Source organism: Acinetobacter sp. CAU_H_60 (genome assembly GCF_058599385.1).
This window is the reverse complement of the sequence record NZ_CM178653.1, coordinates 2,298,066-2,322,214: the sequence shown is the minus strand read 5'-3', so window position 1 is coordinate 2,322,214 and position 24,149 is coordinate 2,298,066. Positions and strand designations below refer to the sequence as shown.

The 24,149-nt window shown below is 44.2% G+C and carries 17 protein-coding genes and 8 tRNA genes; 16 read left to right on the top strand and 9 right to left on the bottom strand.

The window, feature by feature from the left end:
* Positions 1–26 precede the first annotated feature (26 nt).
* Positions 27–4,547 (top strand): hybrid sensor histidine kinase/response regulator, encoded by a 4,521-nt coding sequence (locus tag AC4MBN_RS10935; protein WP_491880199.1) that lies wholly within the window; start codon positions 27–29, stop codon positions 4,545–4,547.
* Positions 4,548–5,006, top strand: coding sequence for a hypothetical protein (locus AC4MBN_RS10930; RefSeq protein ID WP_005236995.1), 459 nt, complete (start codon positions 4,548–4,550; stop codon positions 5,004–5,006). It begins immediately after the preceding gene.
* A gap of 60 nt (positions 5,007–5,066) precedes the next feature.
* On the opposite strand, the gene dapE is transcribed toward AC4MBN_RS10930, so the two are convergent.
* The 3 genes from dapE to AC4MBN_RS10915 all read right to left on the bottom strand — a co-directional run bounded on the left by dapE (position 5,067) and on the right by AC4MBN_RS10915 (position 7,467).
* Positions 5,067–6,203 carry a succinyl-diaminopimelate desuccinylase gene (dapE, locus tag AC4MBN_RS10925; RefSeq protein WP_491880198.1) on the bottom strand — a complete coding sequence of 379 codons (1,137 nt, stop codon included), beginning with the start codon at positions 6,201–6,203 and terminating at the stop codon, positions 5,067–5,069.
* A gap of 123 nt (positions 6,204–6,326) precedes the next feature.
* Positions 6,327–6,476: an entericidin A/B family lipoprotein gene (locus AC4MBN_RS10920; RefSeq protein ID WP_004784975.1), complete on the bottom strand. Its 150-nt coding sequence runs from the start codon at positions 6,474–6,476 to the stop codon at positions 6,327–6,329.
* 115 nt (positions 6,477–6,591) lie between these two features.
* On the bottom strand, positions 6,592–7,467 hold the full coding sequence (locus AC4MBN_RS10915) for a DUF1853 family protein (RefSeq protein ID WP_491880197.1): 876 nt from the start codon (positions 7,465–7,467) through the stop codon (positions 6,592–6,594).
* 88 nt (positions 7,468–7,555) lie between these two features.
* Here AC4MBN_RS10915 and AC4MBN_RS10910 point away from each other — a divergent pair, with 88 nt between their 5' ends.
* The 11 genes from AC4MBN_RS10910 (at position 7,556) to AC4MBN_RS10860 (ending at position 10,401) form a co-directional block, all read left to right on the top strand.
* Positions 7,556–7,993, top strand: coding sequence for a YbaN family protein (locus AC4MBN_RS10910; RefSeq protein WP_419364563.1), 438 nt, complete (start codon positions 7,556–7,558; stop codon positions 7,991–7,993).
* Entirely contained in the window at positions 7,990–8,502 is a 513-nt protein-coding gene (gene elsL, locus AC4MBN_RS10905; protein ID WP_419364561.1) for a cell wall-recycling L,D-carboxypeptidase ElsL, read from the top strand. The genes AC4MBN_RS10910 and elsL overlap by 4 nt, the downstream gene beginning before the upstream one ends.
* Positions 8,503–9,004: 502 nt before the next feature.
* Positions 9,005–9,080, top strand: a tRNA-Val gene (locus AC4MBN_RS10900).
* Positions 9,081–9,110: 30 nt separating this feature from the next.
* A tRNA-Asp gene (locus AC4MBN_RS10895) sits at positions 9,111–9,187 on the top strand.
* 49 nt (positions 9,188–9,236) lie between these two features.
* Positions 9,237–9,313 (top strand) — tRNA-Asp (locus tag AC4MBN_RS10890).
* A 21-nt stretch (positions 9,314–9,334) separates the two neighbouring features.
* A tRNA-Val gene (locus AC4MBN_RS10885) sits at positions 9,335–9,410 on the top strand.
* Between the two features lie 13 nt (positions 9,411–9,423).
* Positions 9,424–9,500: transfer RNA gene (locus tag AC4MBN_RS10880), tRNA-Asp, on the top strand.
* Between the two features lie 30 nt (positions 9,501–9,530).
* Positions 9,531–9,606, top strand: a tRNA-Val gene (locus tag AC4MBN_RS10875).
* Positions 9,607–9,629: 23 nt separating this feature from the next.
* A tRNA-Asp gene (locus AC4MBN_RS10870) sits at positions 9,630–9,706 on the top strand.
* Positions 9,707–9,793: 87 nt separating this feature from the next.
* Positions 9,794–9,869, top strand: a tRNA-Val gene (locus AC4MBN_RS10865).
* Between the two features lie 70 nt (positions 9,870–9,939).
* On the top strand, positions 9,940–10,401 hold the full coding sequence (locus AC4MBN_RS10860) for a DUF2750 domain-containing protein (protein WP_004784968.1): 462 nt from the start codon (positions 9,940–9,942) through the stop codon (positions 10,399–10,401).
* A gap of 18 nt (positions 10,402–10,419) precedes the next feature.
* Here the strand turns inward: AC4MBN_RS10860 and AC4MBN_RS10855 are convergent, their stop codons facing one another.
* The 4 genes from AC4MBN_RS10855 to yccS all read right to left on the bottom strand — a co-directional run bounded on the left by AC4MBN_RS10855 (position 10,420) and on the right by yccS (position 17,020).
* Positions 10,420–11,214: a YdcF family protein gene (locus AC4MBN_RS10855; RefSeq protein ID WP_491880958.1), complete on the bottom strand. Its 795-nt coding sequence runs from the start codon at positions 11,212–11,214 to the stop codon at positions 10,420–10,422.
* Between the two features lie 98 nt (positions 11,215–11,312).
* Positions 11,313–14,015: a PepSY domain-containing protein gene (locus tag AC4MBN_RS10850; protein WP_419374756.1), complete on the bottom strand. Its 2,703-nt coding sequence runs from the start codon at positions 14,013–14,015 to the stop codon at positions 11,313–11,315.
* 184 nt (positions 14,016–14,199) lie between these two features.
* On the bottom strand, positions 14,200–14,760 hold the full coding sequence (locus AC4MBN_RS10845) for a YcxB family protein (RefSeq protein WP_004784963.1): 561 nt from the start codon (positions 14,758–14,760) through the stop codon (positions 14,200–14,202).
* Between the two features lie 85 nt (positions 14,761–14,845).
* Positions 14,846–17,020: a YccS family putative transporter gene (gene yccS / locus AC4MBN_RS10840; protein WP_419364556.1), complete on the bottom strand. Its 2,175-nt coding sequence runs from the start codon at positions 17,018–17,020 to the stop codon at positions 14,846–14,848.
* Positions 17,021–17,165: 145 nt separating this feature from the next.
* Here yccS and AC4MBN_RS10835 point away from each other — a divergent pair, with 145 nt between their 5' ends.
* A complete protein-coding gene (locus AC4MBN_RS10835) occupies positions 17,166–18,377 on the top strand; it encodes a multidrug effflux MFS transporter (RefSeq protein WP_419374757.1) in 1,212 nt (403 codons plus the stop codon).
* A gap of 77 nt (positions 18,378–18,454) precedes the next feature.
* Here AC4MBN_RS10835 and AC4MBN_RS10830 read toward each other — a convergent pair whose 3' ends face one another.
* Positions 18,455–19,162: a nitroreductase gene (locus tag AC4MBN_RS10830; RefSeq protein WP_419374758.1), complete on the bottom strand. Its 708-nt coding sequence runs from the start codon at positions 19,160–19,162 to the stop codon at positions 18,455–18,457.
* Between the two features lie 927 nt (positions 19,163–20,089).
* On the opposite strand from AC4MBN_RS10830, the gene gltS reads away from it, so the two are divergent.
* Together gltS and AC4MBN_RS10820 are read left to right on the top strand one after the other, a co-directional pair.
* The gene (gene gltS / locus AC4MBN_RS10825) at positions 20,090–21,328 is read left to right on the top strand and encodes a sodium/glutamate symporter (protein ID WP_166137667.1); all 1,239 of its coding nucleotides are present in this window, start codon (positions 20,090–20,092) and stop codon (positions 21,326–21,328) included.
* Between the two features lie 42 nt (positions 21,329–21,370).
* On the top strand, positions 21,371–22,846 hold the full coding sequence (locus AC4MBN_RS10820; RefSeq protein WP_159123382.1) for an alanine/glycine:cation symporter family protein: 1,476 nt from the start codon (positions 21,371–21,373) through the stop codon (positions 22,844–22,846).
* A 53-nt stretch (positions 22,847–22,899) separates the two neighbouring features.
* Here AC4MBN_RS10820 and chrA read toward each other — a convergent pair whose 3' ends face one another.
* On the bottom strand, positions 22,900–24,114 hold the full coding sequence (gene chrA, locus AC4MBN_RS10815) for a chromate efflux transporter (protein ID WP_491880196.1): 1,215 nt from the start codon (positions 24,112–24,114) through the stop codon (positions 22,900–22,902).
* Between the last annotated feature and the right edge of the window lie 35 nt (positions 24,115–24,149).

Below are 24,149 nucleotides of genomic sequence, written 5' to 3'. Positions count from 1 at the left end.
GCGGCACAACGTAAGAAGCATTAGCTATGAAAGAAATATTAAAAAATTTAGTTGAAACGACAACGCTTCCTGAAGACAGTTATCTTGATCAAGATGCAGAAATTCTTGAAATTTTTGTCGAGGAAATCGAAGAGATTTTCGTTGAGTTAAATGCTTTATTTCCAGAATGGTTGAGTGATCCGGCTCATCAGGAAAACCTGAAAACCATTCGCCGCCATTTTCATACCCTGAAAGGTTCAGGCCGTATGGTGGGGGCTAAATCTGCGGGTGAAATTGCATGGGCAGTGGAAGATACCTTAAACCGGGTACTTTCAGGTTCAATCCAGTTAACGCCTACGATTCAACAGTATGCCAAAGCTGTATTGAATATTTACCAGTTTACTTTATATCCAAAATTCAAACAGGTGCAGGAACTCGATGTTGACCTTCGCCCAGTCGTGCTTTTAGGTCAGCAATTACAACAACAAATGACACCTGAACCGGCTTTAGAAGAACTCTTGCAACTGGCAGACAGTCTGACTGCTGAAGGTCAGATCACAGGTCTTGAGCTAGGTGATTCGACTGAAGACCAAGATACAACTGCAACAATAGAAACAAACACAACAGAACTTGAGCTTGAAAAAGCCGAAACTGAAGATGCTGCACGCAGTGATGTAGAAGAAACCGTGGCAATCTTTATCGAGGAAGCGGAAGAGCATCTCGAAACGATTGCCAAGTTCCTGCGTAGCGAAAATGAAAAAGTGCAGGATTATAATGCATTGATTCGTGCTATTCATACTTTGCGCGGCAGTTCGTCCATGGCACAGATCGAAGAAATCTTCGAGGCCAGCTCTAAAGTAGAACATCTGTTTAAAACGCTGCTTCAGGATGAAATTGCCTCTACTTCAAAAGAAACTGCTGTACTGATTCAGTATGCTGAATTCGTCAGTGACTATCTGCATTTATTGCGTCAGAGCGATAACAGCAAACTGGCAGCAGTGTATGCGACTTTTGAGCGTGTCTGGAATGATTATGGCTTCGCAGCCACTGAAACGGAAACAGTTGAAACCCAAGGTCTGGTGACCAAGCTGGTTGAACTGGAGATTGACCTGTTACTGGATGCCGAGTTTGAATTCGATAAACGCGCTAAAGTCGATTATCCAGAATATATTCAGGCTTTAAGCGAGCAAGCTGCTGAGCTGCTTGCACATACAGATAACCGTGCCGCACTGGGCATTCATGAGTTTACGACAGATTTAAAATCTGCCTATGATGCTTTGCTGGAAAAACCGGTACTGCTGAACAGCGATTATGCCTATGAGCTATTTGCCCAGGCACATCAGGAATTCATTCATTTATTCGACACCCTGGCAGCAGGTCAACGTGTCATTTTAAATGATGATACGCAAAAAACCTTGAGTGAACTTGCTGCATTTGTACAGCAGGATCTGGAGATCTTTGCCGAAGACAATGTACCAGCGGAACAAGTATCAGAAGAAATTTCTATTCCTGAAGCTGCAACTCCAGCCAGCATTGACTTTGCTGCTTTAAGCCAGCGTATTGCCTCTGACCGCCAATACATCGACAGCGCAGAAACTCAGCGTGATTTCGATGAAGATCTATTGAATATCTTCCTGGAAGAAGCGGATGAATTACTGGTAGATATTGATGAAGATCTGAATACCTGGAGTAAAAAGCAGGATGATACGACTTCACTGAATAACCTGATGCGTCATTTGCACACCTTAAAAGGTGGTGCAAACATGATTACCGCTTCTCATATCGGTTCGATCTCGCACGAACTGGAAAGTATTTATGAGCGAATCATCCGTCAGCAGATTGCAGTAACGCCTACTTTGATTCAAATCATTCGTCTGGTGCAAGATAACGTTTCTGACCGTATCCAGTCGATCCGTGATGAAGGTATCGATTATCCAGCGGTTGAAGCAATTTCGATTCTGCAAAATATTCAGGCATTGGTGGCTGGTCAAGCTGTTGCAGCTCCAGTAGAAACATCGATTCCTGTTGTCGAATTTGAATATGCAGAAGCTACTGTTGATTCCGAACAAACAGTGGATGAAGCATCGGAAGAGATTGCATCAGAAGACACAAGTTCAGATCTAGAACCGGCTCTAAACTTAGAAGATGAACCAGTTGAATTTGCTGAAGCTGAAACCTTAACTGAAGCAGTTGAAGTCGTAGCAGAAGAAGAACGCTCTGAAGAAGATGAACTGAAGTCGATTGTTGAAGAAACCTTCCTGGAAGAGTCAGAAGAGATTCTCGACAATACTGAAAAACTGCTGAACCAATGGTTCGATCAGCGTAGTGACCGTAGCTTATTGCTTCAATTACAACGTGCTGCCCACAGTATCAAGGGGGGGGCGCGCATGGTTGAAAATGAACAGGTGGCCAGCATTGCGTATGAACTAGAAACCACATTTGAACAGTTTGCGGTATATCACTTTAACTCGAATGCTTATGATGGACTGCTGCAAAAAACACTGGCCTGGTTAAGACAAGCCATCTTCCAACGTGACTATAGCAATTTTGAACAGATCCAAAGCAGCCTGAAAAAGATTGCCTATGTGGATGTTACTGCGCAGCTGCCGGAACGTCTGGCTAAAACAGAAACACTGGTCACTGAAAATAGCTTCGAATTTGTCGAAGGTGATGGTACTGAGCCACCACGTATGATGGGTGAGTGGGTTGATACCGGTAATACCGATACCAGTCACGAGATGATCCGTATTTCTGCTGATCTGGTTGAGAAGATGATCGACCTGTCAGGCGAGAATGCAATTAACCGTTCGCGTATCGAGATGGATTTGGGCCAGTTGGGTAATACTCTGAACGAGATGGAACTGGCAATCAAGCGTCTGGCGGATCAGTTGCGCCGAATGGAAGGCGAGCTAGAATCTCAAATTATTGCCAAACACGGTTCAGAAAACTCGCGTTATGCAGACTTTGACCCGCTGGAAATGGACCAATATTCGTCACTGAACCAGTTGTCCAAGTCGCTTGCGGAATCTGCTTCGGACTTGGTTGACTTCAAGAGCACCTTATCCGACAAGATTCGTGAAACTGAAGGTTTGTTATTGCAACAATCACGGATTCAGGCCGAGATTCAGGAAAGCCTGATGCGTACCCGTCTGGTACCGTTTGACCGGATGTTGCCACGTTTACAACGTATCGTACGTCAGACTTCTACGACCTTGAACCGTCCAGCCGAACTGATTGTTCAGAATAGTGAAGGTGAATTAGACCGTAATATTCTGGAGCGTCTGGTAACGCCATTCGAACATATGCTGCGTAATGCGATTGACCATGGTCTAGAAGATACGGCAGATCGTATTGCCTTAAACAAACCAGAAGTCGGTTCAATCCTGTTAAATATCAGCCGTCAGGGTACAGATGTCATCGTCTCATTTAGTGATGATGGTAAAGGTATCGATGCTGAGAAGATTCGTGAGAAAGCACTGAGCCAAGGCCTGATCAAAGAAGATCAGACGCTGGATTCGGAAGAGCTATTGCAATTTATTTTCCACCCAGGCTTTAGTACTGCTAAATCTGTAACCCAGATTTCAGGTCGTGGCGTCGGGCTGGATGTAGTACAAAGTGAGATCAAGTCGCTGGGCGGTCACGTATCTGTCAGCTCTGAAGTCGGCAAAGGCACAACCTTCACTATTCGTGTACCGACCACTGTAGCAGTCAGCGATGCCTTGATGGTAAAAGTGGGCGATCAGCAATATGCTGTTTCTCTGGCGCAAATCGACCGTATTGTACGTATTGCACCATCTACTCTGGAAACTTACTTCAACAGTAAAGACGATTTCTTCAAGATTGATGGCGTCAATTACAAATTGCGTTACCTGTCTGAATTCGTATCGAATCAGCCAATTCCACGTCTGAATAATGTGGCGCATTCACTGCCAGTATTGCTGATTAAAGGGAATAGTGGTCAAACCATTGCCTTGCTTGTGGATCAGTTAGTGGGTTCACGTGCACAAATCGTGGTGAAACCAATCGGCCACCAGTTCGCCAATATTGGTGTAGTGACCGGTGCGACGATTCTTGGTGATGGTCAGGTCTGTCTGATCCTGGATGGTCAGAATATTGCCCGTCAGATCCATGGTACACAACGTATCAAACACATGCAGGATCAACGTGATGGTTCACGTTCTGGCAGTGCTCGCCGTCTGGTAATGATCGTGGATGACTCGGTGACTGTACGTAAGGTGACCTCGCGTCTACTTGAGCGTCAGGGCTATGATATTGTCACCGCCAAAGATGGTGTCGATGCGATTGAGCAGCTTGAAAATGTCCGTCCGGATCTGATGCTGCTGGATATTGAAATGCCACGAATGGATGGTTTCGAGGTCACGAACCTGGTCCGTCACCACGATATTCACCGTGACCTGCCAATCATCATGATTACTTCGCGTACGGGTGAGAAACACCGTGAACGTGCCTTCAGTTTGGGCGTAACCCACTATATGGGTAAACCGTTCCAGGAAGCTGAATTACTGGCGAACATTCAACAATTAATTGCTGAAAAACAGGGGTCATAAATGAGTCAGAATACGACTAATGCCAAAATGGCTGATCAGATTAGCCAGCAGGAACTTCAGCATTTAATTACGGTATCTACCGGATTTATTGATGCTTATATCATTGACTGTCACGGCAAAGATCCAATGCTGTTACCACAAAATATTGTCCTGTCTGCACTGGATAGTGATACCCAGGTTAAAGTGGTTGAATGGCATGATGCGCAATTACCGGTTTATGCAGTAAATGATCCTGCACGTAAAAGTGGTGTGGCGCTGGTGATTGAAGGAGATGAGGTGCATCAGCGTTTTGCCCTCATGTGCAATGAAATGCCGAAAACCATTCGTCTGCGTATTTCTGAAGTGGTTGATGCCGATCAGCAAGTGACTGACCCAGCAGTATTCCAGTATGTGCGTATGGGGGATCAGTTATTTCACATCCCGCAAATGGGCCATATCCAGTCTTCAATTGGCTTGTAATTTATTATAAAGCACATAAAAAAAGGAACTCATAAGAGTTCCTTTTTTTATATCTGGTGATTAATTGGCTAACAGGTTCACTAGAATCTGCTCATAAATTTCAGCCAAAGGTTCAAGATCCGCGATATCGACATGCTCATTAATCTGATGGATTGTGGCATTCAGTACACCGAGTTCCAGCACCTGTGCACCGGTAGGCGCAATAAAACGACCATCTGAGGTGCCGCCTGAAGTTGATAATTCAGTTTCAGTACCAGTCACAGTTAAAATGGCATCTTTAGCGGCATTCACCAGCTCACCGACCGGTGTCAGGAATGGCAGGCCAGATAAAGTCCATGAAATATCATAGTCCACACCATGACGATCCAGAATTTCAAGCATACGTGCCTTTAGTTCTTCAGCAGTCACTTCAGTTGAATAACGCCAGTTGCAGAGCAAATTCATGGTGCCTGGAACAACGTTGGTTGCACCGGTGCCGGCATTGATATTTGAGATCTGGAAAGACGTCGCAGGGAAGTATTCATTGCCATTATCCCAGACTGTTTCGCACAGTTCCGCAATGGCTTTAGATGCTGTATGAATTGGATTCACTGCTAAGTGCGGATAAGCTACATGCCCCTGTTTGCCTTTGACAGTTAAGTTGGCATTTAAAGAGCCGCGACGACCGTTTTTGACAATATCACCTAGTTTGTTGGTACTTGATGGTTCACCTACCAGACACCAGGTAATTTTCTCATTACGCGCTTCCAGAGTTTCAATCACTTTTACCGTACCATTGATCGATGGACCTTCTTCATCTGAAGTAATTAGATAGGCGATTGAACCTTTGTGATTTGGATATTTTTCGACAAAACGTTCAGTGGCTACAATCATTGCAGCCAAGGCGGTTTTCATGTCAGCGCTACCACGGCCATATAGCTTGCCATCACGAATTTCTGGAGCAAAAGGATCAGAGTTCCAAGCATCCAGATTGCCGGTCGGTACAACATCGGTATGGCCAGCAAAACAGAAAACAGGGCCTTCAGTACCTTTACGCGCCCAAATATTATCAACATCTTCAAAGCGCATTGATTCAATATTGAACCCTACCTTCTTCAAACGTTCTGCCATGATATTCTGGCAGTCATGATCAATAGGGGTCACAGAAGGCTGACGTAATAATTGCAGGCTTAAATCAAGAGTCGCGGAAGATGTCATATGGTGAATTCATAAGTCGATAAATTTGTCGGCTCTATGATAGGCGAATATGGCCTGTAATGTGAATGTTCCGCATAAAAAAACCCTATCTGAGATAGGGTTTGTGGAGAAGCTAGAAAGAGTTTAGTTTTGACGGATTTCTTCAGAAGTTTTTTCTGCAGTGCCTGTTACAGCTTCGCCTGCTTTAGAAACGTCTTTACCCACACCTTTGACAGTGTTACAGCCAGTTAAAACAAAAGCCATTACCAATGAAGCAGCAAGAATTTTTTTCATCATCATCTCCGTATTATCGATAATAAAATTATTATGATGTGGAACTAAGATTAGAAAATATACGACATAAAAAATATGTGGTTTTCATAGTGCTTCGGTTAATAAATGTAATGTTTTAAAAGGGTTTATGCGCAGGAAAGGGCAGCAGAAGCGGGCTGCGATACATATAAAAATCCTCTTGATCAGCCTTTTTATAAAGTCCATTTGTCCACCAATAGGGACTTGAACTGCTGATCTGCGCATTGGGATAAATCCATTCATGACGTTGCAAACGATAGAAATTAGCCGCTGGGTCGGGAATCTGCTGGCCCCATAATCCTATGCGACGTTGGGTATTAACCCAGCCAGGCAATGTCTGATCCGCACGATGTACTGGAAGATAAAGCTGGCCTTTTAACATGCAGAAACGCTGATCAATCTGCTGATCCAGAGCCTCATCAAACTGAAACTGTTTCTGGGTAAAATGCTTCATTTTACGGATTAAAGTATCGGTGCGGTTCAGGCCATACCAGTTTGGCAGCCTAAAATCGGCTTCTGCGAGGTAGTATTTCAGCGCCACTTCCCAATGTTCGGTCAGACCAGTCTCTGTATTGAGTAACAGAAAATCCAGTTCACCCAGCGTTTTAGCGCCGTCAATTTTTTGAATGCTATGACCTAAAAGCTTATAAGGATGATAGGCATCATCCAGCAGCCAGAACCAGACCAGCATTTCAAAGCGCAGACCCAGTCGGGTGCTTTTAAGCTGCTGCACGAATTGCTCCAGCTCTTCTGGATGCTGGTCCAGATATTTCAGACGTGGATGATAATTTTGCAGGTGATGTTGCCAAGTCTCAAAATCATGTAATTCAAAAGCATGAACGACTTCGAGTTCGTCTGGAATTTGAGACAGAAGGTTTGGACTGCCGACAGCAAATGCCAGTTGCCGCACCAAAGGATGCTGATAATATTGCCATGCTTCTACAAGATGATGATTTAGACTGGAAAAGGGCATAGCACATCCTGTGAAAAGTGCACAAATACAACGGACAGATTTTAAAAACACTTTATACTACCCCTAATTTTGTGGGTAGGATCGATTTATGAAAATATTGTTTTGGCGAAGCCTGGTCGTACTGTTTGTCGTACTGGGCTTTATCGGTGCAATCTTGCCCGGCATGCCAACAACAGTATTTTTAATTCTGGCGGCTTGGGCGGCATCTAAAGGCTGGCCGCAAATGGATGCATGGCTGCTGAATCATCCAAAATATGGTCCGACTTTAAGAGCCTGGCGTGCCAATGGTACTGTGCCACGCAAGGCCAAATGGCTGGCCAGTATCATGATGGTCATCAGTGGCATTATCATGTTATTTACGACAGCACCGTTGGCAGTCAAAATCTTTACTGATGTGACCATGCTGATTGTGGCAATCTGGTTATGGCGTCGGCCTGAACCGGTTCAGGACATAATCCATCCAGAACACATGGCCACAAAGAAAGTAGAACTAGAAACTATTAAGACAGAGAAAGAGAAGTCATGAGCCATTTGCAGCTGGATCAGGCAGAAATCCTGATTGATCTCGCCCAACAAAAACTATATTTGCCAAAATATGATAAGCAGTACCTGATTTCTACGGGTAAGAATGGCATTGGTGAAACAGAAAATAGTGGCAAGACGCCTCGTGGCTGGCATAAAGTCGCTGAAAAGTTTGGCCAGCAGGCACCTTTAAATAGTGTGTTTATTGCTCGTCAAGCGACAGGTGAAATTTATAATGCAGAACTGGCACAGCAGTTCCCGCAGCGAGACTGGATTCTCAGCCGGATCTTATGGCTAAGTGGGCTTGAAGAAGGGTTTAACCAAGGTGAGGGCTGTGATACTTATCAACGTTATATCTATATTCATGGTACGCCTGATTCCGAGCCGATGGGTATTGCAATGTCACATGGCTGTATCCGCATGCGGAATACGGATGTGGCCGAGCTGTTTGAACTGGTGAATGAAGATGCTCTGGTCTATATTTCAGAACAGCCGCTGAATCTGACTGTTTAAATGACCTAAGAAGATTTGTAGTGGATTTAAAATTAATTGAAATATCTTTTATTTATGGATGTAAAAGTAAAAGTGGGCATGGATCAGCTATGTACTCTACTTTTATAGACAAATAGACTTAGAAACAGGATTTATAGCCCGCCAATAAAAGTCATCGATTTGTTTTTTACAGGGCTGTAAGCTTTTAAAATAAAGATTACAGGATCACAACGTTGCGGTGAGTTGGGCTTTGTATAATCTTTCAGCAATACTGAAGTCTGTTGTATGTTCAGGTCTCAATTTTCATGAGTAAAACCGTAAAAATCCGGCTTTTAGTTTTAGAGAGTATCCTTAAAAAATCGGTATAGACTTAAAAAATAAACAAAAAGTGTTGTTTTTTTTAACAATCAACCTATTTTTTAATCACTCACACCGAAAAAGCAGAAAACAGTCAGAAAAGCGTTTGACAGTCTGTGAAGATTCTCTATAATGCACCTCATCAAGCGATGAAGTCGATTTGAAAGGGCGCTTAGCTCAGTTGGTAGAGCGTCTGCCTTACAAGCAGAATGTCGGCGGTTCGATCCCGTCAGCGCCCACCAAGCTTCTTTCAAAGTTGAGACACTTATAGTGCAGCGGTAGTTCAGTTGGTTAGAATACCGGCCTGTCACGCCGGGGGTCGCGGGTTCGAGTCCCGTCCGCTGCGCCACTTTAAGTTCTTGATGAATCGTTTGCCACAATAGCGACATTGTGTAAGTGCAGCGGTAGTTCAGTTGGTTAGAATACCGGCCTGTCACGCCGGGGGTCGCGGGTTCGAGTCCCGTCCGCTGCGCCATTTACATAATAGACCTTTTGAGGGCGCTTAGCTCAGTTGGTAGAGCGTCTGCCTTACAAGCAGAATGTCGGCGGTTCGATCCCGTCAGCGCCCACCAGATTTTTTGTGATGCAGCGGTAGTTCAGTTGGTTAGAATACCGGCCTGTCACGCCGGGGGTCGCGGGTTCGAGTCCCGTCCGCTGCGCCATCCTAAGAATCAAACAGTTTGACCCTTTAAGGGCGCTTAGCTCAGTTGGTAGAGCGTCTGCCTTACAAGCAGAATGTCGGCGGTTCGATCCCGTCAGCGCCCACCATATCTTCTAAAGATATACGCGATGCAGCGGTAGTTCAGTTGGTTAGAATACCGGCCTGTCACGCCGGGGGTCGCGGGTTCGAGTCCCGTCCGCTGCGCCATTTTTCATTCCCTGATGTGAAAAATGTGTTTCAAGCAAGATTTTCTTTCTTGCGTCATAAAAACAACAGTGTTGTTTTTATTCCTCAGGGCGCTTAGCTCAGTTGGTAGAGCGTCTGCCTTACAAGCAGAATGTCGGCGGTTCGATCCCGTCAGCGCCCACCATATCTTTCTTGCCTAAATCCTCAATATTTCATAGAATTTGAAGTCTATAATAATTTGAAGATTTCAGACTATGAGAAATCCATATCAGCGCAAGGCAGCGATCAAATCGCAAAATACTGCCTACGATCCGCTACAAGTTTATAAAAATTTTATTGAAGCTATTGTTGCCCAAGGTGGCATTTTTGCACTTTACCAAGAGGGTTGGGCTTTATGTGCTACGCCGACAGGACAGCGTGCTTTCGCAACCTGGCAAAGCAAAGGTCTGGCCAGACTACTCATTAAAGATAACTGGGCCAATTACCAGATTCAGGAAATTACCCTCAAAGATTTTGTTGAAAAGGTCATTCCTTTCTTACGTCAGGAAAGCACTATTGTGTCATTGGATCTGACACCGGAAGGGCAGAATATTCTGGTTGCGCCTGAAAAACTTTTGCTGGATCTTAAAAATTACCTGTATCAGGTCTATGTACAGAAACCTGAACTATTCAAAAATCCAGCGATCCCTTCGCCAAGGCATATCCGTTTAAATTAATTTAGTAATTTAAGTCACTTATTTAAATAGTGAATATTCATTGAGTAGCCAGCCGCTCAAAAAGGCAAAATATTCTCTTAACCAGGAGTTATAGCGCAGATAAAGGGGAGTACTGGCACTCAAACTAATCACTTGCTGATAGCCTTGGTGTCTAGCAATGGCACGTGCACGGGGACTATGAAAATCACTGGTTGCAATCACAATCGGATCATTTTGACTTATATTTTGTTGTTCCAATATCACTTGAGAATACATCAGGTTTTGAGCAGTACTTCTGCTTCGATCTTCAAGTTGGATGGGGTTGATGAGTTCTGGATAGGTGGTGTTGATATAGTGTTGCATGACTTCAGCCTCACTTTGCCTTTCCCGATAATTACGCCCACCTGTCATAATCATTAAAGTATCTGGATAGTGTGCTGCATATTGTGCTGCAGTATCCAGACGGCTTTTTAAGATGGGTGAGGGTTGTCCATTCGTAATCCCGCTGCCTAAAACCAGAATAGCGGCAGGAGGCTGTGTAGATTCATGTGTATGAATAGACATCTGGATATAAGCAAAGAAGATTGCAACACTGATCATCCAGAGTAGAAATCCAGCCCAGAGACTGTTCCAGAACCAGATTCTAAATCTGGAATGCTGTTTCCAGCGTTGAATGTTTGAAAAGAGCAAAGCATACAGGATCAGTGCTACGCTAATGAAAATTGGCAAAAGAACACCGAAATGTCTTTGTCCCTGACTCATTAACCAGAGGCTGTTGATGCCAAGGATCAAACCAAAGATCAGACTGAGACTTCGTTTAAGTTGGCTGGATATTCGGATATTCATATTTTTATTAATCTTCTTATCTCTTCTTCTATATTATTAATAAAAAAACCGGGCATGAAGCCCGGTTTTTTATAGATCAGCTGATCTTAATATACATCACGACGATAACGACCATCCAGACGTAATTGATCTACTGTGCTTTCACCGAGAATATCAATCAGAGCCTGATCGACATCGCTGGCCATGCCATTAATGCTACCACACACATAAATCACGGCGCCTTGAGCGACCCAGAGTTTCAATTCTTCAGCTTGCTCACGCAATTTATGATGCACATAAACTTTTTCCTGCTGGTCACGAGAGAAAGCAAGGTCCAGTCGTTTTAATGTACCCATTTGCAGCCAAGCCTGAATGGTTTCTTCAAAGAAGAAATCATGTGCACGCTGACGCTCACCAAAGATGAGCCAGTTTTGAGTATAGTCCTGACGGTTACGCGCACTGAGTAAACTCATCAAACCTGCGATTCCGGTACCATTACCAATACAGATAATCGGACGGTTATCTGCAATCAGATGGAAAGATTCATTCTTGCGAATACGCAGGGCAATCGGTGAATTTAAGGCAGTATGCTGTGTTAACCAGCCTGAGCCCAGACCTAACTGACCTTGCGCATCGGATTGCTGGCGTACGACCAGACGTAACACTTGCTGACTTGGAATACTGGCAATCGAATATTCACGTGTAGCCAGAGCCGGTAATTGCTGTAATAGCTCATCTACTGAATCAAAAGGATCAACCTGAGTCAGGTCACGATCCCAAAGTGCCTGTTCGATACTTTGCTTCAGAGAAGGCACCTGTGTACCCGCGGCAATACGGTATTTCTCTATAAATGCACGGATACGTTCAGGGCTGTTTCCTGGTTGGATTTCGGCAATATCGCCTGCCTGCCACACGGCTTCATGCTGTGGAACCAGTTCAATATTGAACGCAGGTGCCCCCAGACTGTCTGGATTCAGTAATTCGCGTTTGCTCAAAGTCCATTGATCGAAGGTTTTATCGATACCCATATCCTGCAATTCAAACTGGGTCACATGGGCAAGGGCATTGGTCCATTGCTGGATATGCTCATTATTGGCATTATCCACTTCAATGGTCTTGAAGAGCTGCTTGGCACCATTCTGTTGTAACCACTGGTCGATCCGATGACCAAAGCTGCAATAGGTATCAGGATATTCCTGGGAGCCTAGAGCCAAAACTGCATAATTGAGATGATTAAGATCCGCTTTGGCAGACAAAATTTTCTTTTCAAAAGAGGAGGCTAGGTCAGGTGCTTCACCTGTGCCATAAGTACTGGCTACAAATAGAACCTGTTCTGCTTGTTGCAGATCTTCAAGGCTTAGTTGCTGTACTGCTTTAACGGTGACAGGTTGACGTGCTTCCTGTAAGGCAGTAGCTGTGCGCCATGCCAGTTGCTCAGAAACACCTGTTTGTGAGGCATACGCAATCAGCCAAGGCTTAGCATTTGGATCCAGAGGCAGGGCAGTTGCGCCTTGGCGTGCAGCCAGAGTAAGTTTTTTCTGCTTGCGACGTTTCAGATAGAGCATCCAGCCAGTCACGAAGAACAATGGCATTAATAATGCAGCAATCATGACCAGGAACTGGTACACAGGACCAAAGAAGCTGCCACGGTGTACCGGTAACATGCTGCTCATGATTTTTTCATTGAGCTTTTTATCTTCATAGAGCTGGACTTCGGTAAATTCAGCACTGCGATAATTATAAGTCGCATTGTTGCGGGCACGTTCATGTTGTGCCACAGGGTCAACAAAACTCAACTGCATTTCACCATCCGGTTTTTTTGGCAGGTTAAATGTCACAGTCGAATATTTGCCTGCAAATTGAGTACTGAAGCCAGTCCAGCTCTGATCCAGCGCACGTGAAATACTTTCTGGGCTCATGCCAGCTTCTTCACGGCCTTCACCACGTTGTCCGCGTTCACCACGAGGACCACGTTCGCCTTCTGAACGACCTTCGGCACGCATTTCACCTTCACCGCGAGGTCCACGCTCACCACCTTGGCGACCTTCACCTCGCATTTCACCATCGCCACGAGGACCGCGTTCACCACGTGGCCCGCCTTCGCCGCGACCGCCATTGGCCTGCATTTCTGGTTGTGGACGTTCTACGCCCAGAACTTTATACATACCATCACGCCACCAGCCATAAGACCAGGTAAGACCGGTACAAGCCAGAATCAGGTAGAAAATCACCACCCAGGTACCCACCACTGCATGCAGATCCCAGATAAAGTTACGGCCTTTCAGTTGCGGCTTCACTGCCAGCCATTGCTTAATTGAATGACGTTTTGGCCAGCGTAAATACAGGCCAGACAGGACGAAAAAGATCAGCATCAGGGTACAGGCACCGGTAATCTGTTTACCAACGGGACCTACTGTTAAATTACGATGTAACTGCTGTACAAACTGGAAGAATTCACGGCCTTTAATTTCAGGTAAGACTTCAGCCGTGTAGGGGTTGACCATCATGTTATAACCACGACGTGCTCCCTCTTTCGCAATATTGACCGTACTGGAGGCACTTGGATCCTGTGCCACGGTAATACTGTTAATTTTCATTTCAGGGTTCTGGTTCTGGAAATGCTGATACAGCTGGGCAGGGCTAAGCTTGTCTCGCTCTTGAACCTGTACAGTATAACTGTCGCTATTCATCCATTTTAAGATTTGCGGCTCATAAGAATAAATAGCACCTGTGACTCCCATAATCGAGAGAATCAAACCTGCAGTAATCCCCAGAAACCAGTGGATTTGGAAAAATGTCTTTTTAAACATGATGGTCAGATTTATGGTGGTATGTGTAAAAGTAGGCAAATTATAACTGAAGAATCAGAATAAATTATAGATTATGATGATAATATTTATTCTCATTATCATTTGTGTCGATGAGTCGGATAAAAGATAGACATAAAAAAACCTCCATGTTGAAACAGGAGGTCTTTTAAAACCGGGATGTGTCTTAGATTTCTTTAGGCGCGCCCACTTCTTCTTGCAGATGCTTGCGAATGGTCGCGAAAGAGAAATTTTTACTGTCTAAACGTTTAGGCAGGATATAAGCACCTTGCTGACCTTTGACTTTAAAATTGATCAGCATGAATTCTGGCGTGTTATACCATTCATAAATGTCTTTCCAGCCAATAGCACCCACACCTTCCTGCATGCCCATTTTCTGGCGCATCACAATACCATGTGGCTGTACGCCCAGACGGATGCCTTTAATTTCCTGTACCGGAAATTCATTCATCTTGCGTTTAACATACCATTCCAGACCGAAAGTACGGATCAGGTAATACAGTACTACACAGACAATCGCCACCCAGCAGATAACTGTTGAGTAGTTCTTGATCAGGATAATTCCCAGAATAGACAAGGCAACAATAGCACCCATGATCAGCCAGGCTTTCATGCCAATTTTATTGGTACTACGCCAGATCATCAGCTGAGCATGACGTTGCTCAGCTTCTGAAATTTCATAGTTCACAGGCTGTAGGGTATAAGCGTATAAATTTTTCGCGGTCATAATGAAATTAACAGATTTAAAACTGTAAAAAGTTTAGCATTAATTGTGCTGATTCAGTGAGTATATTGTTCCAAAATCGGCCAAATTATAATGAGGCCAATTCAGTAGCCTGTTCATCACGTTCGTGACTCAAAGTTTGCTTTAACTGACTCAATTGCTTCAAGATACTAAACATTAAAGACAGTTGCTGCAAAATGATCAATGGTTTCTGGTCTTCTTCCTGCTGTTGTGACAGACGCTGACGAATATTCTGGATCATATTCTGGGTGCTTAGGTCAGGGACTTCATCATAAAGCAGGGCACCACGAATATTTTCTAGGGCTTGATCCAGCAAGTCCAGCACATCCTGATCCTGAATTTTTTCACGATGCGCACCCAGCGCGGCAATATAACTGATAAAAGTATGATTCAGGCACAGGAACTCAAAAGCCTGTGATTTTTGCACTGGGTCAAAGTCAGGTTCAGTGGCCAAAGTTGAGATCAGGGAAGCCACTTCCGCATCGGTATTATGAGCTGCACGACGTACCACGCGGTAGGTCAGGCCATTATTCCGTCCAGATTTATACTGTTCGATTACTTCACTCAAGTAGTCACATTCTGCCTGCAGGCTACGGCTAATGCTGCGTGGCAAGCGACGGAATTTCCAATCCGGGAAGATAAAGCTCACGCCAAACCAGGCAATCGCACAGCCAATCAGGGTATCAATCATACGTGGAATAGCTGCGGCAAAGCCCATACCGTCCAAGTTAAAGTTGATCAGGGCCAGAATGGTAATGAAGGCAGTGGCCTGTGCATACTGTTTACTACGTAATTCAAAGAACAGAATCCCACTCAAAATCAGCAGCAATAATTGTCCTTCGACAGAAGGAATAAAGTACAAAATGGCATAACCTAAAAGAATACCTGCCAGTGTTCCAACGATACGTAAACGTAAGCGGCGTTTGGTAGCATTAAAGTTTGGCTGGCTGACGAATAGAGCGGTCAGCAAAATCCAGTAACCATACTCAATATCGGTCAGCTGGACAAAGATATAGCTGATTAGTAGCACAATCGACAGGCGAATAGCATGACGGAACAACACGGATTCAGGTGTCAGATGCTGCTTGACCCGAATCTTGATATCTTCCCAGCCTTTCAGGTCGTCATCTTTGAGCTGGTTTTCAATATGTTTAGCACGATCAAATTTGATATTACGTTCAGTTTCCAGGTTGCGTAACTGCGCATCAATGGATTTCAGGTTCTGGAATAAGGCAAATAGGGCATTGATCCAGACCTGATCATACTGCTGTTCTGTACGCAATTTTTCCAGGGACAATCTCAGGTTTTCAAAGGCATGTTTGAAGCGTTTATTATGTTTATAGGTTTTGCGTTGCTGAATGCTTTCACTCAGGTCTTTACAGGCTTTGCCTTGAATCGACAGGATGCGCTGAAAACGGAACAAAATGTCGCTATGTTCAAAAATTTTGGCCAGTTTCTGATAATCAATATGCGCAGAATCGGCACGCTCGTGAATATCTTGTGCCACAAAATAGTATTGCAGGCTACGACGGGTATCTTTCTGACCACGGTCACCTTTCAGGCGGGTCAAAAGAACAGTCTTCATTTCATTAAAAATTGAAATCAGTTTGCCATTTTCCAGTGACAGCTCGATCATGCTTTGCTGATAACTTTTTGCCGTCATATCAACATCGAACAGATTCGATTTGGCATAAAGGAAATCACCTAGTGAGGCATAACACTTGGCCAGATTATCCTGTGCACGTCGCGCCGGGAATAGCAGGAAGCTGAGGGTCGACAAAAAGCCATACCAGACTGCACCAATCAGCAGTAAGCTCGCCTGTTGATACCATCCATCAAATAGTTCAACCCCCAGCATGGAATAGACAGAAATCACCAGACAGCCATAGGAAATCGTGGCATAACGTCGACCAAGCGAGCCAAGCAGAATCAGGACAATACAAGAAACAATGAGGGCAGAAGCAAACAGCAGCGGATAAGGAAATAACAGATAGACTGCCACTGCGGTAATGAAGAAGCCTAAATAGGTATAGAACAGATTCAGGATACGCACGGAAAAGCGGTCATCAATATCGCTTAAACCTGCGGCCACCACCCCCAGAGTTAGTGGAATAGTCATTAACTGCTGTCCCATGAAATAGGGAACGAAGGCAGTGCCTGCAAAAGCGATCAGCATACGCAGGTTATACATCAGGGTCGTATTATAAGTCGCGTGCTTAAGACGATTGAGCCAAGATTTCAACGGTGATCCTTTCTCTTGCAGTCTCTGCTGCAAAGCTGAATATACATATGAGAAAAAGTATATTTATAACTTTTAATTTCCATGTAAATCATACTATGCGCTATGTTAATTTGTCTGCCTACTACGCATTAAAATCTTTAATTACATGAACTCCAATACGACAGCACCACGGCCTTATGCCATGTCCTGGATTATTTTGCTGGCTTCACTGACTGCACTTGGTCCTTTATCCATTGATATGTATCTCTCTGCCTTGCCAGAAATGGCAGCGGATTTTGGTGTCAGTACCCAGATGGTCTCCAATAGTCTGCCAGCATATTTCCTTGGACTGGCGGTTGGGCAGTTGCTATATGGCCCGATCAGTGACCGGATTGGACGTAAGCCACCGCTTTATTTTGGATTGAGTCTGTATATTCTGGCCAGCCTGTTGTGTATGTTTGCACAGAATGAATGGAGCCTGATTGCAGCACGGGTATTACAAGCCTTAGGAGGATGTGTAGGCGTCGTGGTTGCCCGAGCAACCATTCGTGATCGGCTGGATATGCAGGCGGCTGCACAGGCCTTTGCCAGCATGATGATTGTAACGACCATTGCACCGATTATTGCGCCAAGTCTCGGCGCATGGGTACTGATGTTCTTTGAGTGGAATATTATTTTCTTGGTGCTGATGGGCTGTGGCTTGTTTAGTCTGGTCTGTGTACATTTTTTCTTTCAGGAAACCTTGCCCCCGGAACGCCGTCTTAAACTGAATTTGCAGCAGGTATTGAGTTTATACCGAACCATTCTTCAGGATGAAAGTTTCAGACGACCAATGCTGGTGGGTTGTTTTTCTGGAGCGGTGATGTTCTGCTATATCAGCGCTTCTTCAGCCATTCTGATGGATCATTATCATCTGACCGAGCAGCAGTTTGCTTATGCTTTCGGGGGGAATGCTGTGGGAATCATGCTATTCTCGACCATGAATAAGCATCTGGCCCAATATCTTTCAGTATTAAGTCGTTTAAAACTAGGTGCTTCTTTACAGGGAATCGGTGTCTTGGCTTTACTGGTTTTAGGCTATCTGAATATTGAATCTGTTGTCCTGGTTATGGCGGCCTTATTTGTTGTTGTGGCTTCAATTGGTTTTGTGGGACCGAATGCGATGGCACTGGCCATGGCAGAGCAGGGTGCGCGTGCCGGGACCGCCAGTGCGATTATGGGCAGTATGCAATTTGCCTGCGGTTTGTTGGGTGGAGTTTTACTGAACTTTATGCTGTGGGATGCTTTATTCAATATGGCCTTGGTAATGGCAATCTTTGTGGTTATAGCCTTTAGATCTGTATTGAAATTAGAACTACCTAGAGTTAAACAGAGATAAGGAGCTGCAAGACTTCTATCTCTGTCAGACGATCCAAGCAGCTCAAAGTTGATGCTTGGATCATGGCTTATCTAATCTTATTCATCTACAAAAACGGCAAATTCCTCTACCGGGACACGTGGGGTAATAAAGGTATTTACGATATGGTCTGGATCTGCATAGCCTAGTGACATACCACAGACCAGCTCTTCATCTTCACCTGCCCCTAATACATCCAGCACGATGCTATGAAAATGATTCCAGGCAGCCTGCGGACAGGTATCCAGACCACGTGCCTTGGCGGCCAGCATCACGTTCTGAATCATCATGGAAATATCCATTTTTGAACCTACGCCTAAATCTTTATGCAAGGTAAAGAACAATCCTACTGGAGCATCAAACAGTTCAAAGTTACGCAGGTTCTGGCGCACCATTTTTTCTTTTTCGCCTTTCTGGATATTCAGCAAACCATATAAGCCCCAGCCATTTTCACGGCGTCGGTCGATATAGGGAGAGAACCATTGTTCGGGATAATAGGCAAAGGTTTCTTTATATTGCTCGGCCAGTGCCGGATTTTGATAAAGCTCCATTTGCGCCTGACAGACACGCTGCACCAGCTCGTCACGTTTTTTCCCGGTTAGCACATATACTTTCCATGGCTGGGTATTGGTCCCTGAAGGGGCACGACTGGCCACAGTCAAAATGTCTTTGAGCATGTCGGTACTGACCGGCGTATCCAGAAAAGCACGAACCGAATGCCGGGAAGTGATGGTTTGGTCAACAGCACGAACGAGGTTTTGATCCATTTTAATTTCCAATCTCATATCCTTAATGATGGTGAACTGACTATAAACCAAACAAACCCTGTCGGGCAGGGGGAATTTTAGTTTCAAAGTGAATTGTGATGATTAATGAAAATCACATGAATAAGAATGTACTCAGGCGATATACAAGTTATATAAATAGCCTAAGAAATTTATTGAATGCTTGAACAAAACTGCTTCTAAAAAGGAAACTAATACTTTAGATGCTGATATCTTGAGCAATTAATATCAATGGCTGGAACTAAAAGGAAAGTTGAAAACAAAATAGAATGATTAAAATTCAATCTTAAAAATAAAATTAAATATCCGTTTTTACTTTCAATTAATATTTTATTTCGATTAAAATTTGGGGGTAGTAAACTATAAAAAATAAGAAGTTATAATTATTTTTTATATATTCGCTAACTATAGTTAATAAAAAACAATAAAACTTTATACAAAGAAACAGCATAATGTGCGACTTTTCAGTTGAATACATGCATTTTGAAGAAATAATGAAGATTGCATGGTCAAGCTCTATTTGAAATACCATTATTCCAAATGACTTGATGAACTCAGTTAGGTTAAAAGCACTCATGCAGCAATTCATGCTGGTTGAGAAGTAAAAAATATAGGTTGGATGTTATCGCTATGAGTTGCACGCTTAGATGAATTTACGCATCTGGCGTAGCTTATGCGATCAGCAAAAGGCCATTTTTCGCTTTTATAAATCTCTCACTGAATATGATCATCACGATGATATTCATAAGTTTGAAACAGATGCGGAATGCTTTGTTAATTCTAAAAGCGATGGATGAATGAAGAAGATGATAATTACATGGGGTTATGTAAGGTTTTCTTCTGTGGAAATAAATCGCAGCATGACTTTTAGAATGACAAAAATTCAGAACCATCTTGGACAAAAAAATTATGGATTTTACTTTTAACGCATTTTATACCCTGATCGCTGCAGTAATTGTGCTATTACTGGGCCGGTTTCTGGTAGATAAAATCGATTTTTTAAAACGTTACAACATTCCTGAACCTGTTGCAGGTGGTCTGGTTGCAGCGGTTATCTCTCTGCTGGTTCATTCGTTCTGGGGCTATAGCATTACTACGAGTGCAGAGCTGCAAACCAGTTTCATGCTGATTTTCTTTGCGTCAATCGGTTTAAGCGCGAACTTTGCCAAATTGCGTGAAGGCGGGATCGGACTGGTGATCTTCCTGGTTGCCATCTCGACATTTATTGCACTACAAAATGCAGTGGGTATGGGACTGGCAAGCTTGTTAGGTATTGATCCTCTGATCGGTCTGATTGCCGGTTCGATTACCTTGACTGGTGGACACGGTACTGCTGGCGCCTGGGGTGAAATTATGGAGGTTGAGCATGGTATTCAGGGGGCTTTGGCGCTCGGGATGGCAAGTGCAACCTTTGGTCTGATCATTGGTGGTGTTATCGGTGGACCTTTGGCGAAACTGTTGATTAACCGTCATAATCTTGCGGTGGCACGTACCGATCAGCAGATCGAAAAGCGTGACAATACGCCAATGGACAGCACGACAGATGAATATGTGCAATTTGAATATCCACATCGTGTCCGTCTGATCACCGCTGATAATGCCATTACCACACTTGGTCTGTTTGCAGGCTGTCTGGCATTTGCAGAACTGATGACTGGCTTCAGTAAAGATACAGTATTTGAACTGCCAACATTTGTATGGGCACTGGCAGGCGGTGTGATTCTGCGTAACGTGCTGGAAGGCATCCTGAAAATCCAGATCTTCGACCGTGCAATTGATGTGTTTGGTAATGCTTCATTGTCGCTCTATCTGGCCATGGCGCTGCTGTCATTAAAACTATGGCAACTGGCAGATCTGGCAGGACCATTGATGGTGATTCTCGGTGCACAAACCCTGACCATGGCTTTATATGCAGCATTTGTCACTTTCCGGGTGATGGGCAAAAACTACGATGCCGCAGTACTGGCTGCAGGTCACTGTGGTTTCGGGATGGGTGCAACCCCAACGGCAGTCGCCAATATGCAGGCGATTACCAATATGTATGGCGCTTCGCATAAAGCCTTCCTGATCGTTCCATTATGTGGTGCTTTCTTCGTTGACTTGATTAATGCCACGATCATCCAGATGATCTTGAAATTTTTCGTCTAATTTTAGGCTTGATAATGAGTCATAAGCTCATAAGGATATGACATGAATGATCAGCTAAATGAAACCTTACTGGGCTGGGTCGATGCCTTAAATGGTCCACTCTGGGACTTTTTGGTGGTGTTTCTAGTCGCAGTCGGTATTTTGTATACGATCATGACCGGTGCAGTACAGATCCGTTTATTCTGGCACAGTATCAAAGTCATGAAACGTAGTCGTGGCAAGGTCGATGATGACCATGGTATTACGCCGTTTCAGGCCTTTGTAACAGGTCTGGCTAGCCGGGTCGGTGTGGGTAATGTTGCAGGTGTTGCCATTGCGATTGCTGTCGGTGGTCCAGGTGCTGTGTTCTGGATGTGGTTTACTGCATTTCTGGGAATGAGTTCTGCTTTTGTAGAATCATCATTAGCCCAGTTGTTTAAAGTTCGGGATAACAAGAATCAGCAATTCCGTGGTGGACCTGCGTATTACATTACTCAGGGTCTTAAACAGAAATGGCTGGGAATTGTCTTTGCAATTGCACTGATTACGACTTACGGCTTTGTGTTCAATGCCGTGCAGGCCAATGCCATTACTGGTGCAACCTCACATGCCTGGGGCTGGAATGAAGCCAATCTGATGTTGCCATTAGGTGGTTTCGATCTGGAAGTTTCCTGGATTGGTCTGGTATTAGTCTTGATTACGGCCATGATTATTTTTGGCGGGATCAAGCGGATTGCAAAAGTTGCTGAAGGGGTGGTTCCTTTCATGGCAGTCCTTTACCTGGGTGTAGCTTTATATATCGCCGTCATCAATTACGATATGTTACCGTCTATTTTCCAGCTGATCTTTAGCAAAGCATTTGAGTTTGAAGCAGCTGCAGGCGGTTTCTTCGGTGCCATGATCTCGATGGCCATGATGATGGGGATTAAGCGCGGTTTATTCTCGAATGAAGCGGGGATGGGTTCAGCACCGAATGCGGCGGCTGCCTCTGACGTGAAACATCCGGTGAATCAGGGTCTGGTTCAAATGCTTGGCGTATTTGTAGATACTTTCGTGGTGTGTTCATGTACCGCCATCGTGATTCTGGTTTCTGGCCTTTATGAAAATGCCGGTTTTGAAGGCGTAACCTTGACCCAGATGGCACTTGAAAGCCAGATTGGTGCTTGGGGGGATGATTTCCTGGCCTTGATTCTGTTCCTGTTCGCCTATTCTTCTATCATTGGTAATTATGCCTATGCAGAGGGGAATATCCAGTTCATCAATAATAACAGCAAGGTCATGTTTATTTTCCGGTTGCTGGTATTGTTTATGGTGTATTTCGGCTCGATTGCCAGTGTACCGTTGATCTGGAATATGGCGGATCTTTTCATGGGTGTCATGGCCAGTATCAACCTGATTGCGATTGTGCTGCTGATGCCATTTATTTTGATGCTACTCAAGGACTATACCGGTCAGCTAAAACGTGGCATCGAGCAACCAGAGTTTAAGCTCGATGATCATCCGAAATTTAAAGATAAAGTTAAATCAGATATCTGGTAAGACTTGAGCAAAAAGCCCTGACTGGTTCGGGGCTTTTTTATGAGCTTAAATTGTTAGAATGACACAAAATTAAGATAGCTTTGATATAGGATAAAGCCAGCAATCAGGCTGAACCAGACTGGTAATTTCGAGCGTAACAGTAAAATCATCACGATGACAAAAACCAGATCAGACCAGAAACGAAAATATGCCTGAGAGAGATCAATCAGTAAATATAAAAGCAGACCCACCACTGCTGCATTAATCCCGCTTACCGCCTGAAAAATAATACGTTGCTGCATTAACCATGACCAATAAGGCAAAGTAGCAAAAATTAGAAAAAATGAAGGCAGGAAAATGGCACAGGTTGCTAACAGTGCATTAATCCAGGCTGAACCTGTCCAAGGCAACAGAGCACCGACATAGCTGGAAAAACTAAATAATGGACCCGGCATCAATTGGGCAAATGCATAACCTAGATCGAAAGATTGGGACGAAAGTAAATTGGTCGCCACAAAGTCCTGATGCAGCAAAGGCAGAATGACATGCCCGCCACCAAAGACCAATGAGCCAGTTCGATAGAAATCAGCGAAAAATGCGAGTTCAGGCCAAGAACCAGATTTGACTAGTAGAGGAATCAGGAAAAACGGTAATAAAAATGCGATGAACCAGTAGGGTGCATGATGTGGACAAATATAACTTGAGTGAATGGTAGATGAATTTGAAGCGGGCTTATTTTCCTGAGGAGAATTGGAAAATTTTGCCATTACGAGGCCAAAAACCGCCCCCAAAATAATGACCAGTAGCTGGTTCAAACTGATACTAATGAAGCTCAGGATCAGGACTGAAATAAAGACCAATACATATTGCCAGATGCTCTTGCAGAAGCTATTGAGAATTTGCCAGAATGCCCAGACGATTACAGAAAAAACGATCAATTGAATGCTATGAAAGCTGTTTGAGTTTAGAATATGGAAATAGTGCTGACCGAGTACTGCGATCAAGCTCATCAATAGTGCCGAAGGCAGGGTGAACCCAAGCCAGGCCACGAATGCCCCAGCATAACCCCTTTGCAGATAGCCGATGGAGAGGCCTACCTGACTGCTACTTGGGCCTGGTAAAAGCTGCGCTAATGCAACCAGCTGGCCATATTGTGTCGCATTTAACCACTGTAACTGGTCGACAAATTTACGGTGAAAAAACACCAGATGCGCCGCCGGTCCACCGAATGCCATACAGCCCAGTTGCAGGAAGGTGAGAAAGATCCGGTACAGTGAAGGTGTATTCATACAGTGGCTGAAAATTGAAAGACATTAGTGCAACT

Excerpts from the sequence above, each read along its gene's own strand:
- AC4MBN_RS10845 (WP_004784963.1), bottom strand. The coding sequence starts at position 14,760 with ATGACCGCGAAAAATTTATACGCTTATACCCTACAGCCTGTGAACTAT.
- AC4MBN_RS10935 (WP_491880199.1), top strand. The coding sequence starts at position 27 with ATGAAAGAAATATTAAAAAATTTAGTTGAAACGACAACGCTTCCTGAA.
- AC4MBN_RS10930 (WP_005236995.1), top strand. The coding sequence starts at position 4,548 with ATGAGTCAGAATACGACTAATGCCAAAATGGCTGATCAGATTAGCCAG.
- AC4MBN_RS10850 (WP_419374756.1), bottom strand. The coding sequence starts at position 14,015 with ATGTTTAAAAAGACATTTTTCCAAATCCACTGGTTTCTGGGGATTACT.
- AC4MBN_RS10920 (WP_004784975.1), bottom strand. The coding sequence starts at position 6,476 with ATGAAAAAAATTCTTGCTGCTTCATTGGTAATGGCTTTTGTTTTAACT.
- chrA (WP_491880196.1), bottom strand. The coding sequence starts at position 24,114 with ATGAATACACCTTCACTGTACCGGATCTTTCTCACCTTCCTGCAACTG.
- elsL (WP_419364561.1), top strand. The coding sequence starts at position 7,990 with ATGAGCCATTTGCAGCTGGATCAGGCAGAAATCCTGATTGATCTCGCC.
- AC4MBN_RS10820 (WP_159123382.1), top strand. The coding sequence starts at position 21,371 with ATGAATGATCAGCTAAATGAAACCTTACTGGGCTGGGTCGATGCCTTA.
- AC4MBN_RS10915 (WP_491880197.1), bottom strand. The coding sequence starts at position 7,467 with ATGCCCTTTTCCAGTCTAAATCATCATCTTGTAGAAGCATGGCAATAT.
- dapE (WP_491880198.1), bottom strand. The coding sequence starts at position 6,203 with ATGACATCTTCCGCGACTCTTGATTTAAGCCTGCAATTATTACGTCAG.
- AC4MBN_RS10860 (WP_004784968.1), top strand. The coding sequence starts at position 9,940 with ATGAGAAATCCATATCAGCGCAAGGCAGCGATCAAATCGCAAAATACT.
- AC4MBN_RS10835 (WP_419374757.1), top strand. The coding sequence starts at position 17,166 with ATGAACTCCAATACGACAGCACCACGGCCTTATGCCATGTCCTGGATT.
- AC4MBN_RS10830 (WP_419374758.1), bottom strand. The coding sequence starts at position 19,162 with ATGGATCAAAACCTCGTTCGTGCTGTTGACCAAACCATCACTTCCCGG.
- gltS (WP_166137667.1), top strand. The coding sequence starts at position 20,090 with ATGGATTTTACTTTTAACGCATTTTATACCCTGATCGCTGCAGTAATT.
- AC4MBN_RS10910 (WP_419364563.1), top strand. The coding sequence starts at position 7,556 with ATGAAAATATTGTTTTGGCGAAGCCTGGTCGTACTGTTTGTCGTACTG.